This is a genomic window from Amycolatopsis echigonensis (assembly GCF_002846615.1).
GTDB lineage: Bacteria > Actinomycetota > Actinomycetes > Mycobacteriales > Pseudonocardiaceae > Amycolatopsis > Amycolatopsis echigonensis.
On record NZ_PJMY01000003.1, the window covers coordinates 6,703,342 to 6,719,712 of the forward strand.

Here is a 16,371-nt window from a genome sequence, read left to right on the forward strand (position 1 = left end):
CGGGCCGGGCCCGCTGGTCCCGCCTGCTCAGCCGCGGACGGTCTGCGTGCCGGTGTTCCAGCCCGCGACCCGCACCGACGGAGCCGAACCGTGCAGGTCGGCCGTGCGGTAGGCGGCGGTGAGCGTCACCGATTCGCCCGGCCACAGGCTGACCTGATTGTCCGACCAGGACACCGGAAGGACCGGCGTGCCCGCGCTGTCCACCACGTGCGTGTCCACCATGAACGCCGGGGTCTTGCCCGACGAGGTGTTGGTGAGCTTCACCGTGGTGACTGTCGTGCCGTCCGGACCCGGTGCGGAGGTCGCCGCGGTGGCCACCTTCGCCGCGCCCAGCTTCGACAGCCCGGACAGGTCGGCGTACGAGGAGGTCGGCGTGTAGTACCAGTCCGACTTGCTCCAGTCGAGCTTGTCGTCCTTGGTGGACAGCCAGTACACGTTCCGGCTGACCTCCTTGCCCGCCGAATCGGTGAGCACCAGCTTCGCCAGGTAAGTGGACGAAAGCCCGCCGACCGAACCGATGTCGAGCGCCTTCGCGTGCGCGCCGCCGCCGTTGACCGACAGGTCCTTCTTGGTCTTCGAGAACTTCTTCGTTCCGTCGGTGTTGTACAGCTCGACGGTGGCGGTCAGGCCGGACGCTTTAGTCGTGGTGGAGTTGACCACCTCGGCCGAGCGGGTGTCGTACGAGTACTGGATGTGCAGCGGCTCGTTCGCCTTCTTGGCGCCGAAGTAGGAGCCGTTCTGGTCGAGATAGGCGTCGAACAGCTGCCAGTGCAGCGACGTCCAGCCGCTGTTGAGCATCCAGTAGATGAGCCCGGTCGACGGATCCTTCGCGTCGGTGAAGTTGCGGGAGTGCGATTCGAACTCCGCGCGGACGTTCTCGTACTGCGCCAGCTGCGCCTTGCGGACGAAATCGTCCAGGCTCGCCGGCTTGCCGTAGCGGCCGGCCAGCGCGTCGCCGAAGATCTTCAGGTTGGCGAACGTCTCCGATTCGGAGCGGTGGTACTGCGGCGCGGCCGGGTTCTTCCAGAGCGTGTCCAGCTCGGCGGGCGTCATCATCCGCTTGAGCGTGTCCATCGTCGGGATGTCCGGCCCGGCGCTCGTCTCGGAGTTGAAGTTCCACGCGCCGCCCGCGTCCTTGTGCGCCTTGTCGTACCAGTAGTTCGGCGGGACGTAGTCGTACGGGCCGTTCATCTTCATCCCGGACGGGCCGAGCTTCGGCGACGCCTTGGCCGAGGCCGCGGAGATCACCGCCGCGGGCCAGTCCGCCGCCGACAGCGCGTCGAGGTAACCCTTTTCGATCCGCGCGTCCGGCGCGAAGTCGCTGCCGATGTGGAAGGACAGCACGCTCGGGTGGTCGCGCAGCCGCTGCGCCTCCGCGGTCATCGAAGCCCTGGCGATCGGGTAGTCCGCCTCGGTCCAGGGCTCACCCTTTTCGTCGCCGTTGACCTGGCCTTCCCACTTGTCGCAGCATTCCCAGCCGGGCATGGTCAGCACGCCCATCCGGTCCGCGAGGTCGAAGAACGCGTCGGGCTCGATGTGGCCCTCGAGCCGCACCGTGTTGAGGCCGAGGTTCTTGACGTAGGCGAGCTTGTCCGCCGCCCGGCCCGCGTCCCAGCGCAGCAGCAGGTCGGGGGACCAGCCGCCGCCCTTGATCATCAGCGGCTTGCCGTTGACGACGTACTGCCGCCCGCCGCTGGAGTTGAGCGGAGCCTTGACGTCCCGGATGCCGAAGCTGGAGTGGCTCGCGTCCGACGTGGTCCCGCCGACGCTCGCGGTCAGGTCCAGCTGCTGCATCGGCTGCCCGCCCATTCCGGCCGGCCACCACACCGGCGGCTGGTCGATGCCGATCACCGGGAAGGTGACGGTCTTCTTTTCGTGCGCGGCAAGGGAAACGTCCTGGCTCACCGGCTTGCCCGCGACGGTGCCGGACACTGTCGTGCGGACCGGCGCGTCGGAGTCGTTGCGGACGTCGGCCTTCGCCGTGAGGTCGGCGTGGTCGAGCGCGGGCACGTTCAGCTTCGTGACGACGTGCGCGCCGCGGAGCGCCACCGGCCCGCTGTGCCGGACGACGACCTCGCGGGCGAGGCCCATGTTCTGGTCCGGCGGGGTCTGCGCCCAGTCGATCCAGCCCATCGACAGGTCGTTGTTCGGGTCGTTCGGGTAGACCTTGAACGCGACGCTGTTGACGCCCGCGTGGACCTGCTTGGTGACGTCGAGGTCATGCCGGGTGTAGGGCCCGTTGACCTCGTCCTTGGTCGCGACGCGCGTCCCGTTGACCCAGACGTCGGCCTTGGACAGCACGCCGCTGACGTCGAGATAGGTGCGCTGCGCCGGGTCCGCGACCTTGATGTCGGCGCGGTACCACCACGGAACCTTGAAGTCGCCGGCCGGCACGTTCTTCATGTTCGTGGAGTAGAACGGGTCGGAGTAGCGGCCGTTGGCGAGCAGCCCGGCGTACACCGTCGACTGCGAGCCGACCGGGTACCAGCCCTTCGCGTCGAAGCCGGGCTTCGACACCGAGGCGTCGTCGGGCACCTTGGCCGAGGACTGGATGAGATAACCGGGGATCGCGGCCTGGCCGGGCTCCGGCCCGGCCGAAGCGGCTCCGGCGACGCCGGGGATCAGCGCCGCGGTCAGGGCGGCGACTGCGAACAGCCGTCCGGGCATTCTTGGCCGGCGTGGGGTCACGAGCGGTCCTCCTCGGGCTCCTGGCGGCGGCGATTGTTAGTAAAGTTCCTTAACGATTGCCGGTGATCGTAGCCGCCCGGAGCGTCCGGGAACAGACCTCGACGGGGTCTTTTCGCCCGATTTTTCCCGGTGGTTCCGGCTAGAGGGCGTCGACGTAGTACCAGCGCCCGTCCTCGCGGACGAACCGGCTGTTCTCGTGCTGCGAGTCGTCCCGGCCCCGGCAGCGGTAATGCGCGCGGAACTCGACGGTGCCCTCGTTCTGCAGCAGCGAGCCGCCGGTCCGGCCGAGGATCTCCAGCCGGGTCCATTCCTGCGCGGGATCGAGCCGCAGCCGCTTCGGCCGGGTGTCCGGATGCCAGGTCTCGAGCAGGTAGCCGGGCTCTCCGACGGCGAACGCGCAGTACCGGGACCGCATCAGCCGCTCGGCCGTCGGGGCGTGCTGGTCGCCGCGGTGGAACCGGCCGCAGCAGTCGGCGTAGGGCTCGGGCAGCCCGCACGGGCAAGGGTTCGTCACGCCGCTGATTCTGTCTCCAGCGCGAGAGCCCGCCGCACCCAGGCGGCGATCTGCCCGGCGTCCTCGGCTCTGCCCGGCTTCACGCCGAACTTCTCCGCACGGCTCAGCCGCGCGCCCGGCGCACCCCGGCCGCGGCGGCTTCCTGCGATCCCTTGACCGCGAGCTTGTCCGCGCGCTCGTTCTCCGGAAGCCCGGCGTGGCCCTTGACCCACAGCCACTCGACCTCGTGCTGCTGGCAGGCGGTGTCGAGGCGCTGCCAGAGGTCGGCGTTCTTGACCGGCTGCTTCGCCTGCGTCTGCCAGCCGTTCTTCTTCCAGCGGGGCATCCACTGGAGGATGCCGTTGCGGACGTAGGTGCTGTCGGTGTAGATCCGCACCACGGACGTGCGGGTGAGGCTTTCCAGCGCGCGGATCGGAGCCATCAGCTCCATGCGGTTGTTGGTGGTGACGGTGTCCTCGGCTCCGTACAGCTCGCGCTCGTGCTTGCCGTAGCGCAGCAGCGCGCCCCAGCCGCCCGGTCCGGGGTTGCCGCTGCACGCGCCGTCGGTGTAGATCTCCACCGCTTGTTCGGTCTGCTCCGCCACCCGGGCGACCTTACCGTTCTCACGTGCTGGGAGCCGGAATGCCCTGCCGGGCCGGGTGTTGTGCGGAGGACACGGACGGAAGGGAGCCGGACATGGCGGTGGAGTTCGCGCAGGCGTGGCGGGACTGGAAGGCGGAGCGGGAAAAGACGCTGGCCGATCCGTACGGCTGGCTGGCGCTGGTGTCGCTCGACTGGCTCGAGAACGCGCCGCGGACGTACCCCGGGATTCCCGGCCGATGGTGGCAGGACGCCGAAGCCGCTTACGTCGATCCCGCTGGCGGGGAGTTGCGGCATGAAGGCACTCTGCTGACTGATGTCCGCCGGTTCGAGCTGGTGAACAGCGGCGCGGGCACCCGGGTGACGGCCGGTTCGGTGGAAATCGAGATCGCGCGCCGGTCGGGCTATTTGATCCGCGTGCACGACCCGAAAGCGCCTGTGCTGCAAGCCTTCCACGGCGTCCCCGCGTACGAACCCGACCCGGCTTGGGTGCTGACTGGCCGGTTCGAGCCGTTCGACGAGCCGCAGCCGACGACTGTGGGTGCGGTCGTGGAAGGGCTGTCGCATGTCTACACCGCGCCTGGCCGGGTGGTCTTCGAACGCGATGGGACCGAGTACGCACTCACTGCGTTCAATGGGAAGACCGGCGGGTACAACATTCTTTTCACAGACGCGACCAGCGGCGTGACTACTTATGCCGCCAACCGTTCCCTGCCGGTCGGCGAAGCCGCGGCCGACGGGACCGTGACGCTGGACTTCAACCGGGCGGTGAACTTGCCGTGCGCGTTCACGGACTTCGCGACGTGCCCGTTGCCGCCCGAGGGGAATCACCTGCCGTTCGCGGTGGAGGCGGGGGAGAAGATTCCTTACGAGAGGCGGTGAGGCGTCACTTGATCGGCTCGGCGCTGTCCCCGGCCAGGAGCAACTGCGGCACCTGAGCGAAGGTCCAGCCAGATCCGGCCGGGGTCAGCACCCAGACGACGTCGAACCGGTCGTCCGGCCACTTCTGCGGTGCGGCCACCCCGAACGCGGCCGCCAGCGCGGGAATCTCCTCGTGCTGCCAACTGATCAACGTCGGCTCCGTCCGCCGGGCGACCTCCGCGGCGAGCGCGCTTTCGCCGCCCTTGGCGTAAGTGGTCAGGACGGTCTTGCCGAGCCGTTCCGCCACCGGCTCGGCAGTTTCGCGCGGCCGGGTGCCCTCGCCGCCGCTGCCGCCCGCCGCGTAGACCGCGGTCGGCCGGGCGAGCCCCTCCCGCGGCGACCCCGTCGCCGGCGCGAACAACTCCACCAGCGCACCGGCCCGGGTCCAGCCGCGGACGGTCAGCGAGTGGGAATCGGGGCTGCCGTTCACGTCGATGCCTTGCGGCCCGCCGGACCCGGACGGTTTCTCGGCGTGCCGGATGATCATCACGCGCGCGCCGCCGGGTTGAGCGGGCGGCAGAGCCGCAGCGGTCGCCTTGGCTTGTTTCGACGCGCAGCTGGTGATGAGCAGCGCCGCGCTGCCCGCCGCGCCGCCCAGCACCGTCCGCCGTGACCACAACTGCGCCGTCATGCCGCTCCCCGAATCCCCTGCCGCGAAAGTTGACCTTCGCTTGCGTACTCGCTGGAGGCCGGATGGGCAACATGCCGCGCACGGTTGTCGCGCAATTCCCTTGGCGGGCTTGGGATTTAGGGACCGTTCCGGTCCAGAGGGGACGAAACGACAGGTCCTTGTCCGGCGAGATCGCGGTCCGCGGGCGGAAGCCAGTCGCGATCGGGCTGGGGCAAGCGTCCGCTGCGCACGTCCAGGTCGGCCCGGGCGTGCGCGTAGAACTCGTCCCGTTTGGCGCCGATGGCGTGATAGAGACCGATGAACTCGTCGTGGCTCATCGCCGTGCCGCGGGCGACCCAGCTGAGCTTCCAGACCGTCTCGTGCCAGCGGCGTCCCGCGTCGACCGCCGCCGGGGAACCGAGGAGCAGCACGGATTCCCAGGTGGTCGCACGCTCGTTCTCCGCCTGGGCGAGGGCGGCCAAACCCTCTTCGAGGTCGATGGGCAGCGCGCCTGCCGGATAGCCGCGGGTCGCGGCGATTCGATACGACAACTGCGCGCACGATTTCAGCGCGGTGGCGTACTCGGCGTAGGCGCTGAGCCGTTTGTCGTCCCACCGCGTCGAATACTGGCGTCGCCATTTGCCGCGCTCGACCAGCGTCGTCGCGGTGAACGAGGCCGCGGCGCCCAGGAGCACCGCGGCCAGCGTCAGGAGTTGCTGGACAACCGGGTTCACCAGCCGCGTTCGCGCCACTCGGCCAGGTGCGGACGCTGCTCGCCCAGCGTCGAGTCGTCCCCGTGTCCCGGGTAGAACCACGTGTCGTCCGGCAGTTCGTCGAAGATCCGCGCCGACACGTCGTCCAGCAGGGACTTGAAGTCCTCCGGCGACGAGGTCTTGCCGACCCCGCCCGGGAACAGCGAGTCCCCGGTGAACAGATGCCCGTGCCCCTTCGGGTCCCGGTACAGCAGCGCGATCGACCCGGGCGTGTGGCCGCGCAGGTGGATCACCTCCAGCGTCGCCGCGCCGACCTTCAGGGTGTCGCCGTGCTCCACCAGGAAGTCCGGGGGGACCGGCAGCGGTTCCGCGTCCAGCGGGTGCGCCGCGGTGTTCGCGCCGTTCGCTCCGGCCACCGCGCCCAGCGCCTGCCAGTGGTCGGGGTGCTGGTGGGTCGTCACGACGGTGCGCAGCGCGGGCCGGTCGGGGCCGTGGCCGATCAGGTCGGAGATGCGCTCCGGGTCGTTGGCAGCGTCGATCAGCAGCGCTTCGTTCTCCTCGCGGCACACGAGCAGGTACGCGTTGTTGTCCATCGGGCCAACGGAGAGCTTGGTGATGGTGAGCCCGTCCAGCGTCCGGCGGGCGGCGTCGCCGCCCGGTTCGACGTGTCCGGTGTACGTGTCGGCGATGTTCACGAGTCCCCACCGTAGCCGGATCACCCGCGCGTCGGCCACGCGGCCGTTTTTGTCGGCGCCTCCTGTCAAGATCTCCCCATGACCTCTTGGATCGACCCGCTCGCCGAGCTGGCGCGCGAGCACCTGCCGCCGGACGTGGCGCAGGCGTGGGAAACCGTGTTCCGGCCCGCGGTGCGGCTGACCGCCGGCGGGAGCGGCTCGCGTGTCGGCTGTCTCGGCGGGAGCCCGGCGCTGCCCGCGGAGGTGGAATGGCCCGTCTGGCGCGGCGAGCTGCCGATGAACTTCGTCGCCTCCGTGGACTGCGCGGCGCTGCCCCGGGTGCCCGGCGGGCTCGAGCTGCCCGCGTCGGGTTCGTTGCTGTTCTTCTACTGCGACGACTGGTTCGAGGCCGAGGGGCCGTTCGACCTGACGTCCCTCGGCGGGGTCGTGGTCGTCCCGGCCGGAACCGAGACCTCGGAGCGGCCCGCGCCGGAGGGAGTCGAGGCCTATCCGCGGCTGGAGGTGTCCGCGGACATCACCGGAACCTTCCCGAACTCCCAGCAGGAGGTGCTGCGCCGCACGCTCGCCCGCGACGGGCTTCCGCTCTCCGACCCGGAGAACTGGTCCGAGGAGTTCTTCGACCGGCTCCGGGAATCGCCGGCCGCGCCGTACCACCAGATCGGCGGCTGTTCCTGGCCGGTCCAGGGCCCGCCGGAGGACGAGGTCGCCGCGGCGGTCCTGCCGGAGGACGCGAGCGAGTCGGACCTCGCCGACGAGGCGCTGCGCTGGGCCTTGCTCGCCCAGATCGACAGCGACGGCGACGCGGGCCTGATGTGGGGCGACGCCGGCGTTCTGTACTGGCTGATCCGCGACGACGACCTCGCCGCGGGCCGGTTCGACCGGGTCCGGTGCGTCATGCAGTCCGGCTGACGAATCAGCGCCGATGCCGCTTCAGCCATTCCGTCGTGCAGCAGTGCTCGCACGGTTCGAGTTCGCCCGGGATCACCGACGCCCACGCGATCCGGACGATCTCGTGGGTGTCGCGGCCCATCCGCTCCTGCCGCTGCTGGCCCCTGCGCAGCCAGTAGCAGTCGGCGTCGTTGTGGTAGGCGCTGCCGCCCCTCGTGCGGTACCCGGTGGGGAGGACTCCCGCGTCGAGTTGCCGGCAGTCGGCGCAGTATGCCTTCGTCATGCCGTGCCGGCACTCGTCGTCTTCCGGCGGCGCGGCCGGTCGTCCGGCGGGGCGGGCGGCGGTCGCGAGGTCGGCCAGTTCGGCGAGCTGGGCGCGGGCCGCGGGATCCTCGGCCGCGCGCCAGGTGATCCGGTGGCGAGCGGCGCAGGCGCGAAGCCGGGGGAGGAGGTCGCCGGAGCCGCGGCCGTCCAGCGCGGCGCGGAGATGCTCGCTGTCGCTGTAGAGGTGCACGCGGACCGGCCTTTTCAAGCTTTCGAGCGCTTCGACCGCCGCCGTCAGCGCCATGCGCTCCGCAGTCGTCTCCGCGGCCCCGCCGGAGAGGGTTTTCCGATGGTCGCCGTAGGCCAGCAGCGCGGCCCAGCCGCCCGGTCCCGGGGCGTCACCGCCCTTTCCCGCCGCGTAGATCCGCACTGCCCCGGCTTCGTCGTTCCCCACCCCCCGAACGTATCGGCAGCGGGCGGCGCTGTCCGGAAAACCCGCCGGAAGGCCCTGTCCGGGGCCGGTTCCCGGGGGCCGCGCACCGAGGCCGGGCGGCCTTCGCCGACCTGTATCGTGGAACCGGGCCAGCCCGCGCATCCGCTCTGCCGCGCGGGGCCTCCGACAGCGTCCGGCGACCCCGCCGCGGGCCGCTTCCCCCGGCCCCCGGAGAGCGGAAAACCCCAGGCAGAACACGTGCGGTCCGGTTTTTGTCGGTGGTCGTCCCTACCCTGGGCACGTCCGCCGGAGCCGGATCTCCCGGCGGGCCACCGAGCAGAACGATGGAAGGGACGAAGGCGTGGCTGATCGCCTCGTTGTTCGCGGAGCGCGCGAGCACAACCTCCGCGGCGTGGATCTCGATCTGCCCCGCGACAGCATGATCGTGTTCACCGGCCTGTCCGGGTCGGGCAAGTCGAGCCTTGCCTTCGACACGATCTTCGCCGAGGGGCAGCGGCGGTACGTGGAGTCGCTGTCGGCGTACGCGCGGCAGTTCCTCGGGCAGATGGACAAGCCGGACGTCGACTTCATCGAGGGCCTCTCGCCCGCGGTGTCGATCGACCAGAAGTCGACCTCGCGCAACCCGCGGTCGACCGTCGGCACGATCACCGAGGTGTACGACTACCTGCGGCTGCTCTACGCCCGCGCGGGCAAGGCGCACTGCCCGAAATGCGGCGAGGCGATCAGCAAGCAGACGCCGCAGCAGATCGTCGACCAGGTGCTGGAGATGCCCGAGGGCACCAAGTTCCAGGTGCTCGCGCCGGTCGTGCGCGGGCGCAAGGGCGAGTACCTCGACCTGTTCCAGAACCTGCAGCAGCAGGGCTACGCGCGCGTGGTGGTCGACGGCACGGTGCATCCGCTCACCGACCCGCCGAAGCTGAAGAAGCAGGAAAAGCACCAGATCGGCGTGGTGGTCGACCGGCTCACGGTCAAGACCAGCGCGCGGCAGCGGCTCACCGACTCGGTGGAAACGGCGCTGCGGCTGGCCGACGGCCTGGTCGAACTCGACTTCGTCGACCTCGACGAGAACGATCCGCACCGCGTGCGCGGCTTCTCCGAGAACCTGGCCTGCCCCAACGGCCACCCGCTGGCGATCGAGGATCTCGAACCCCGGTCGTTCTCGTTCAACTCGCCCTACGGCGCGTGCCCCGAGTGCACCGGCATCGGCATCCGCAAGGAGGTCGACCCGGAACTGGTGGTGCCCGACGACGAGCTGTCGCTGGCCGAGGGCGCCATCGCGCCGTGGGCGGGCGGCCAGAGCGCCGACTACTTCCTGCGGCTGCTCGAATCGCTGTCGGAGGCGGTCGGGTTCCGCATGGACACGCCGTGGCGGCGGCTGCCCGCCCGGGTGCAGAAGGCGGTGCTGCACGGCGTCGACGAGCAGGTGCACGTCCGCTACCGCAACCGGTACGGCAGGCAGCGCTCGTACTACGCGGCCTTCGAGGGCGTCATCCCGTTCCTGGAGCGGCGCCTCGAGCAGACCGACTCGGAGTACATGCGCGAGCGGTACGAGGGCTACATGCGCGAGGTGCCGTGCCCGGCCTGCCAGGGCACCCGGCTCAAGCCGGAGATCCTCGCGGTCACGCTCGAGCACGCGACGCAGGGCGACCGGTCGATCGCCGAGGTCTGCGCGCTGTCCATCGCGGAGGCCTCGGAGTTCCTCGACGAGCTGGTGCTCGGCCCGCGCGAGGCGATGATCGCGGGCGCGGTGCTGAAGGAAATCCAGGCGCGGCTGCGCTTCCTGCTCGACGTCGGCCTCACCTACCTGTCGCTCGACCGCGCGTCCGGCACCCTGTCCGGCGGCGAGGCGCAGCGCATCCGGCTGGCGACGCAGATCGGCTCCGGCCTGGTCGGCGTCCTGTACGTGCTGGACGAGCCGTCGATCGGCCTGCACCAGCGGGACAACCACCGGCTGATCGAGACGCTCACCCGGCTGCGCAACCTCGGCAACACGCTGATCGTGGTCGAGCACGACGAGGACACCATCCGGGCCAGCGACTGGGTGGTCGACATCGGCCCGGGCGCGGGCGAGCACGGCGGGCACATCGTGCACAGCGGCCCGTACAAGAAGATCCTGAAGAACAAGGACTCGATCACCGGGGCTTACCTGTCCGGGCGGCGCCAGATCGAGGTGCCGGCGATCCGGCGGCCGGTCGACAAGAAGCGGCAGCTCACCGTCGTCGGCGCGCGCGAGCACAACCTGCGCGGCATCGACGTGTCGTTCCCGCTCGGCTGCCTCGTGGCGATCACCGGCGTGTCCGGGTCGGGCAAATCGACGCTGGTCAACGACATCCTCGCGCAGGTGCTGGCGAACAAGCTCAACGGCGCGCGCCAGGTCCCGGGCAGGCACACCCGGGTCAACGGCCTCGGCAACGTCGACAAGCTGGTGCGCGTCGACCAGTCGCCGATCGGCCGCACGCCGCGGTCGAACCCGGCCACCTACACCGGCGTGTGGGACCACGTGCGCAAGCTGTTCGCGGCCACCACCGAGGCGAAGGTCCGCGGGTACCAGCAGGGCCGCTTCTCGTTCAACGTCAAGGGCGGCCGCTGCGAGGCGTGCGCGGGCGACGGCACGATCAAGATCGAGATGAACTTCCTGCCGGACGTCTACGTCCCGTGCGAGGTGTGCAAGGGCGCCCGGTACAACCGGGAAACGCTGGAGGTGCACTACAAGGGCAAGACGGTGTCCGACGTGCTGGACATGCCGATCGAGGAGGCGGCCGAGTTCTTCGAGCCGATCAAGGCGATCCACCGGCACCTGCAGACCCTGGTCGACGTCGGCCTCGGCTACGTCCGCCTCGGCCAGCCCGCCCCGACGCTGTCCGGCGGCGAGGCGCAGCGCGTCAAGCTGGCGAGCGAACTGCAGAAGCGCTCCACCGGCAAGACCGTCTACATCCTCGACGAGCCGACCACCGGCCTGCACTTCGAGGACATCAGCAAGCTGATCGGCGTGATCAACGGCCTGGTGGACAAGGGCAACACGGTGATCGTGATCGAGCACAACCTCGACGTGATCAAGACGTCCGACTGGATCATCGACATGGGCCCGGAAGGCGGCTCCGGCGGCGGAATGGTGGTCGCCGAGGGAACGCCCGAACAGGTCGCGGCGACCGAGGGAAGCTACACCGGCGAGTTCCTCACGCAGGTGCTCAACCCGGCCTGACCCGTGGCGGGCCGCGCCCAGCCACGTCGCGGTGCTTCGAGCCTGACAGAGCCGCCCGGTCCCGGTACCGGGCGGCTCTTCGCTGCGCGCCGGAAGGCTCAGTCCTTTCCCGTGGTGCGTTCGACGACGGGGGAGAGCGGGCCGTAGGACAAGGCGCGGATGCGGAAAGCCGAGCCCTGTTCGCCGGGCAAAAGCGACAGCGCGCAGTGCGTGGTGTGGGGATCGGTTACCTCGACCGGCGCGAAGTCCGAGGCGCCCGGGCGGCGGATTTCCAGGAGGAAACCGGCTTCGTCGGTCGAGCGGTCGGTCCAGGCGAAGTGCAGGCTCTGGTCTGGGGCGGGGGTCGCGGTGAGGTTGGCCGGGGCCGCCTCGGGTTGTCGCACCGAGACCGGGGCGCCGGCAGCCGGCGGAACAGCGGACGCGGAAGCGTTGCCCGCCGTGACGGTCGCCGACACCGGGCCAGCGAAAGACCGGATTCGGTAGTAGAACGGCGTTTCCGGGATCAGGTTCGGGTGGGTATAAGCGGTCTGGCCGGGCGGGAGGTACTGGAGCGCGGTCCACGGGCCGGCGGCGGCGTTGGCGTATTCGAGGAGGTATCCCGCCGCGGCCGGGTCGGAGGGCCAGTGCAGGACGACGTTCGTGGGCGAGGTGAGGGTCGCGGTGAAGGCGGGCGCGGGCGGGGCCGGAGGCGGGCCGCAGCTGACGAGCGTCGCGGCCAGCACCGCGGCGAGGGCGGTCCGGGCGGCTGGTGGCACGGCAAGCCTCCTTGACGGTTCAGGCGGCGGCGTACCCAAGGGGTGGCCAGCCTAGGAAACGGCGGCCAAGATCGACAAGCGCGCGTTCCGCTGATCGGCACTCGGGAGAGAGGGGCGGACTGTGGTCCTCGAGAAGAGAACGAACGCCGAGTATTCGTTCCGGAATGACTGGTGGCTGCCCACCCTGCCGGGACGGGTGTTCGACGCGATCGTCGACCTCGAGTCCTATCCGCGGTGGTGGCCGGACGTCCAGTCGGTGAGCCAGGTCGACGACGACACCGCCCGGATCGTCTGCCGGTCCCGGTTGCCGTACCGGATCGTCATCGCGATGCACCGGGAGCAGCAGGACGCGGCCGGCCTGCGGGTGCGCGTCCGGCTGAGCGGGGATCTCGACGGAGTGCTCGCCGGGGCGATCCACGCCGAGGGCGCGGGTTCCCGGCTGGAGATCACGCAGCACGTCCAGGTGCGGAAACCCTTGCTGCGCAGGCTCGACGTCGTCGCGCGGCCGTTCTTTCGCGCCAATCACGCGTGGATGATGCGGCGGGGCCACCACGGCCTGGCTGGTTACCTCGCGAGTTCGAGGTAACCAGCCAGGGCGAGCGTCTCAGCGGGCGACCGGTTCGGGCGCGGCGGCAGGAGCGGCGGCCCGGCGGCCGAGGATCACCGCGGCGAGGATCGCGGCGAGAGCCGTCAACCCGGCGCTGAAGCTGTACGCCACCCGGAATCCCGACGCCAGCGCCTCTTTCTCCGGAACACCCCCGCCCAGCAATCCGGCGGTCCGGGTCGCCGCGGCGGTGGCCAGCACGGCGGTTCCCAGCGCGCCGCCGACCTGCTGGGTCGTGGTGATCAAACCCGACGTCACGCCGGAGTCCTCAGGGGTCGCGGCGGACATCGCCAAGCCCATCAGCGCCGGGATCGCCATGCCCGCCCCGGCGCCCATCAGGATCAGCGACGGCAGCACGTGCAGGGCGTAGCCGCCCGAGGTCTGGACTTGGGTGAGGTACAGGAAAGCGACCGACGTCGTCAGCAGACCGGCGACCAGGACTGAGCGCGGGGAGAAACGGGTGTTCAGCCAGTCGGCCAGGCCGAGCGAGAAAGCGGCGATCATGACCGGCGTCGGGACGAAGGCGAAACCCGTGGCGAGAGCGTCGAAACCGAGGACCTGCTGCAGGTACAGCGCGGTGACGAACTGGAATCCCAGGAAGCCGGCGACCATCACGACCATGGTCAGGTTGGCGCCGCTGATCGCGCGCACCCGGAGCAAGCGCAGCGGCAGCAACGGGGTTCGCGTCCGGGCTTGGCGCAGCAGGAACAGCAGGAGCAGGACGACCGCCAGGACCAGAGTGCCGATCGTCAGGAAGGTCCAGCCCGCCTCGCCTGCCTGCACGATGCCCAGCACCAGGAGCATCACCCCGGCGGTGACCAGGAGCGCGCCCAGCACGTCGACGCCGGTGCGGAGGCCGAGACCGCGGTCGGAGGCGACGACCAGCGGCGTCAGGACGAGAGCCGCGACGCCGATGGGCAGGTTGATGTAGAAGGTCCAGTGCCAGTCGAGGCCCTGGGTGAGCGCGCCGCCCGCGACCATGCCGATCGACGCGCCCGCGGCTTGGGTGAAGCTGTAAACGCCGATCGCGCGGACTCGGGCGCGCGGCTCGGGATAAAGCGTCACGATCATTCCCAAGACGACCGCTGACGTCAGCGCGCCGCCGACACCTTGCACGAAGCGCGCGATCACCAGCGTGGTGGCGTTCGGCGAAAGGCCGGCTGCCAGCGAAGCGGCGGTGAAGACGACTAGGCCGACGAGGAACACCCGCCGCCGGCCGACCAGGTCGCCGAGACGGCCGGACAGCAGGAGCAGGCCGCCGAACGCGACGAGGTAGGCGTTGACGACCCAGGCCAGCCCGGGCGCGCTGAACGCCAGGTCGGTCTGGATCACCGGCAGGGCGACCGCGACGATCGAGCTGTCGAGCACCACCATCAGCGAGGCGGCGGACAGCACGGCGAGCGCCGCGCCGCGATGCCGAGCGGTTTCGGGCATGACAAGGTCCTCCAGTACCAGCACAGGGGAGAGTTTCCGCTGGTCGCAGCCAGGGCATCTCTTGTTACAGTGCCCATCATGTGTGACCATGAGGCGGTGCGGAAGGAGGCACTTTCATGTCCCAGGGGAACATCGCTGTGACCGACGAGGCCACGGACTTCGACCCGGCGAAACTCGCGGTGTGCACGGTGATGGAGGTCGTGAACCGGATCAGCGGGAAATGGGTGATCGGCATCCTGCTGGAGGCGACGCGCGGTCCGGTGCGGTTCACCGAACTCGAACGCTCGGTGCAGGGGATCAGCCGCCGCATGCTCACGCTCACCCTGCGGAACCTGGAGCGCGACGGCCTGCTGACGCGCACGGTCTACCCGACGGTGCCGCCGCGGGTCGAGTACGAGGCGACCGAGATGGCGCGCGAGCTCTACGACTCGCTGTCCGGGCTCGTCGACTGGGCGGAGCGGCACCGCGAGGCGATCGCCGTTTCGCGGCAGGGCTACGACGGCCGCACCGCTTGCTGAACGGGAAAAGCACCGCGGCCGTGCGCACGGGGGACGCGCACGGCCGCGGCGCCGAACAGTCCGCACCCGGAGGGAAGGGGCCCGGGCGCGGACCGGGTCTCAGACCTTCGCCGGGACCCGTGGAGCGGGTTCCGCCGGTGTCTCGTCGAGCAGGGTCGCTTCGTCGAACGGCGCCTGGCCGCTGAACACCTGCCGCGAGCGGTCGCGGTCGAATTCCTTCATCCACGATCCGATGAGGACGGTCGCGACCGCGTTGCCGGCGAAGTTCGTCAGCGCCCGCGCCTCGGACATGAACCGGTCGATGCCGAGGATGAACCCGACGCCGTCGACGAGGTCCGGCCGGTGCGACTGCAGGCCGCTGGCCAGGGTCGCGATGCCGGCGCCGCTGACGCCCGCCGCGCCCTTCGACGCGATGACCATGAACAGCAGCAACGTGATCTGCTCGCCGAGCGCGAGCGGCTGGTCCTGTGCGGTGGCGATGAACAGCGTCGCCATCGTCAGGTAGATCGCCGTGCCGTCGAGGTTGAACGAGTACCCGGTGGGCACCGTGATGCCGACGACCGGCTTGCTGACGCCGAGGTGCTCCATCTTCGCGATGAGCCGCGGCAGCGCGGACTCCGACGAGGACGTCGAGAGGATCAGCAGGAATTCGCGGCCGAGATACCGCAGCAGGCTGAAGATGTTGACCCGCGCGCCGAGCCACAGCACCGCGCCGAGGACGCCGAACACGAACACCAGGCACGTCAGGTAGAAGCCGAGCATGATCACCAGCAGGCTGCGCAGCGCGCCCCAGCCGGTCGCGCCGACCACCGCGGCGATCGCGCCGAACGCGCCCACCGGGGCGGCCCACATGATCATCGACAGGATGCGGAACACGAGCCGCTGGATGTGCTCGATGCCGCGCAGGATCGGCTCGCCGCGCTTGCCGAGCTTCTGCAGCGCGAACCCGGCGAGCAGCGCCACGAGCAGCGTCTGCAGCACCTGGCCCTCGGTGAACGCGGACACGAAGGTCTTCGGGATGATGCCGAGCAGGAAGTCGACGCCGCCCTCGCCGCCCTTCGCCTGCTGGTGCACCTTGGACACGTCGGCCGGGTTGAGGTGCAGGCCGCTGCCCGGGTGCAGCAGGTTGCCGACGACGAGCCCGATCGCGAGCGCGAACGTCGACATCACGATGAAGTAGACCAGCGCGGTGACGCCGACCTTGCCGACCTTCGCCGCCTTCGCGACCGAGCCGATGCCCAGCACGATGGTGCAGAAGATGATCGGCGAGATCATCATCTTGATCAGGTTGACGAAGCCGGTGCCCAGCGGGGCGAGGCTTTTGCCGGCGGACGGCCAGAGCAGCCCGACCGCGACGCCGAGCACGACGGCGGCGATCACGGCCAGGTACAGGTAACGCGTGCGGTCGCGCTTGGGCGCGACCGGCTCGGGGGTCGGTGTAGGCACCGTTGCCTCCAGCTCGGTGGGGGGAACGCGGGTCACTATGCGGGGCGGATATGACCGGCGTCACCGTTGTGTTCATTGAGTTCGCG

15 protein-coding genes are annotated in these 16,371 nt (G+C 70.2%); 5 read left to right on the forward strand and 10 right to left on the reverse strand.

Annotated features, from left to right (window positions below; genetic code table 11):
• Positions 1-27: 27 nt before the first annotated feature.
• The 3 genes from ATK30_RS36740 to rnhA all read right to left on the reverse strand — a co-directional run bounded on the left by ATK30_RS36740 (position 28) and on the right by rnhA (position 3,785).
• Positions 28-2,667: a glycoside hydrolase family 2 protein gene (locus ATK30_RS36740; protein WP_101439354.1), complete on the reverse strand. Its 2,640-nt coding sequence runs from the start codon at positions 2,665-2,667 to the stop codon at positions 28-30.
• Between the two features lie 160 nt (positions 2,668-2,827).
• A complete protein-coding gene (locus ATK30_RS36745) occupies positions 2,828-3,202 on the reverse strand; it encodes a YchJ family protein (protein WP_101439355.1) in 375 nt (124 codons plus the stop codon).
• A gap of 103 nt (positions 3,203-3,305) precedes the next feature.
• Positions 3,306-3,785, reverse strand: a complete 480-nt coding sequence (gene rnhA / locus ATK30_RS36750) for a ribonuclease HI (protein WP_101439356.1) — start codon at positions 3,783-3,785, stop codon at positions 3,306-3,308.
• Positions 3,786-3,877: 92 nt separating this feature from the next.
• Between rnhA and ATK30_RS36755 the strand changes: the two genes are divergently transcribed.
• Complete coding sequence (locus ATK30_RS36755; protein WP_101439357.1) at positions 3,878-4,663, forward strand: DUF1684 domain-containing protein; 786 nt, start codon at positions 3,878-3,880, stop codon at positions 4,661-4,663.
• A gap of 4 nt (positions 4,664-4,667) precedes the next feature.
• On the opposite strand, the gene ATK30_RS36760 is transcribed toward ATK30_RS36755, so the two are convergent.
• The 3 genes from ATK30_RS36760 to ATK30_RS36770 all read right to left on the reverse strand — a co-directional run bounded on the left by ATK30_RS36760 (position 4,668) and on the right by ATK30_RS36770 (position 6,720).
• Positions 4,668-5,333 carry a hypothetical protein gene (locus tag ATK30_RS36760; protein WP_101439358.1) on the reverse strand — a complete coding sequence of 222 codons (666 nt, stop codon included), beginning with the start codon at positions 5,331-5,333 and terminating at the stop codon, positions 4,668-4,670.
• A gap of 116 nt (positions 5,334-5,449) precedes the next feature.
• Complete coding sequence (locus ATK30_RS36765; protein WP_208637519.1) at positions 5,450-6,064, reverse strand: hypothetical protein; 615 nt, start codon at positions 6,062-6,064, stop codon at positions 5,450-5,452.
• Positions 6,043-6,720: an MBL fold metallo-hydrolase gene (locus ATK30_RS36770; protein ID WP_101441253.1), complete on the reverse strand. Its 678-nt coding sequence runs from the start codon at positions 6,718-6,720 to the stop codon at positions 6,043-6,045. The genes ATK30_RS36765 and ATK30_RS36770 overlap by 22 nt, the downstream gene beginning before the upstream one ends.
• Before the next feature lie 78 nt (positions 6,721-6,798).
• Between ATK30_RS36770 and ATK30_RS36775 the strand changes: the two genes are divergently transcribed.
• The gene (locus tag ATK30_RS36775; RefSeq protein ID WP_101439359.1) at positions 6,799-7,629 is read left to right on the forward strand and encodes a YwqG family protein; all 831 of its coding nucleotides are present in this window, start codon (positions 6,799-6,801) and stop codon (positions 7,627-7,629) included.
• Between the two features lie 4 nt (positions 7,630-7,633).
• On the opposite strand, the gene ATK30_RS36780 is transcribed toward ATK30_RS36775, so the two are convergent.
• Positions 7,634-8,326: an RNase H family protein gene (locus ATK30_RS36780; protein ID WP_244194838.1), complete on the reverse strand. Its 693-nt coding sequence runs from the start codon at positions 8,324-8,326 to the stop codon at positions 7,634-7,636.
• A gap of 340 nt (positions 8,327-8,666) precedes the next feature.
• Here ATK30_RS36780 and uvrA point away from each other — a divergent pair, with 340 nt between their 5' ends.
• Positions 8,667-11,528: an excinuclease ABC subunit UvrA gene (gene uvrA / locus ATK30_RS36785; RefSeq protein ID WP_101439361.1), complete on the forward strand. Its 2,862-nt coding sequence runs from the start codon at positions 8,667-8,669 to the stop codon at positions 11,526-11,528.
• 98 nt (positions 11,529-11,626) lie between these two features.
• On the opposite strand, the gene ATK30_RS36790 is transcribed toward uvrA, so the two are convergent.
• Complete coding sequence (locus tag ATK30_RS36790; protein ID WP_101439362.1) at positions 11,627-12,283, reverse strand: fibronectin type III domain-containing protein; 657 nt, start codon at positions 12,281-12,283, stop codon at positions 11,627-11,629.
• Between the two features lie 121 nt (positions 12,284-12,404).
• On the opposite strand from ATK30_RS36790, the gene ATK30_RS36795 reads away from it, so the two are divergent.
• Positions 12,405-12,869 (forward strand): SRPBCC family protein, encoded by a 465-nt coding sequence (locus ATK30_RS36795; protein WP_101439363.1) that lies wholly within the window; start codon positions 12,405-12,407, stop codon positions 12,867-12,869.
• A gap of 18 nt (positions 12,870-12,887) precedes the next feature.
• On the opposite strand, the gene ATK30_RS36800 is transcribed toward ATK30_RS36795, so the two are convergent.
• On the reverse strand, positions 12,888-14,321 hold the full coding sequence (locus ATK30_RS36800; protein WP_101441254.1) for an MFS transporter: 1,434 nt from the start codon (positions 14,319-14,321) through the stop codon (positions 12,888-12,890).
• Between the two features lie 116 nt (positions 14,322-14,437).
• On the opposite strand from ATK30_RS36800, the gene ATK30_RS36805 reads away from it, so the two are divergent.
• On the forward strand, positions 14,438-14,839 hold the full coding sequence (locus tag ATK30_RS36805; RefSeq protein ID WP_101439364.1) for a winged helix-turn-helix transcriptional regulator: 402 nt from the start codon (positions 14,438-14,440) through the stop codon (positions 14,837-14,839).
• 99 nt (positions 14,840-14,938) lie between these two features.
• Here the strand turns inward: ATK30_RS36805 and ATK30_RS36810 are convergent, their stop codons facing one another.
• Positions 14,939-16,285 (reverse strand): cation:dicarboxylate symporter family transporter, encoded by a 1,347-nt coding sequence (locus tag ATK30_RS36810; RefSeq protein WP_101439365.1) that lies wholly within the window; start codon positions 16,283-16,285, stop codon positions 14,939-14,941.
• Between the last annotated feature and the right edge of the window lie 86 nt (positions 16,286-16,371).

What these genes read in the sequence shown, in the direction of transcription:
- ATK30_RS36740 (WP_101439354.1), bottom strand. Translation starts at nt 2,667, where the DNA reads ATGCCCGGACGGCTGTTCGCAGTCGCCGCCCTGACCGCGGCGCTGATC.
- ATK30_RS36755 (WP_101439357.1), top strand. Translation starts at nt 3,878, where the DNA reads ATGGCGGTGGAGTTCGCGCAGGCGTGGCGGGACTGGAAGGCGGAGCGG.
- ATK30_RS36805 (WP_101439364.1), top strand. Translation starts at nt 14,438, where the DNA reads ATGTCCCAGGGGAACATCGCTGTGACCGACGAGGCCACGGACTTCGAC.
- ATK30_RS36760 (WP_101439358.1), bottom strand. Translation starts at nt 5,333, where the DNA reads ATGACGGCGCAGTTGTGGTCACGGCGGACGGTGCTGGGCGGCGCGGCG.
- ATK30_RS36775 (WP_101439359.1), top strand. Translation starts at nt 6,799, where the DNA reads ATGACCTCTTGGATCGACCCGCTCGCCGAGCTGGCGCGCGAGCACCTG.
- ATK30_RS36800 (WP_101441254.1), bottom strand. Translation starts at nt 14,321, where the DNA reads ATGCCCGAAACCGCTCGGCATCGCGGCGCGGCGCTCGCCGTGCTGTCC.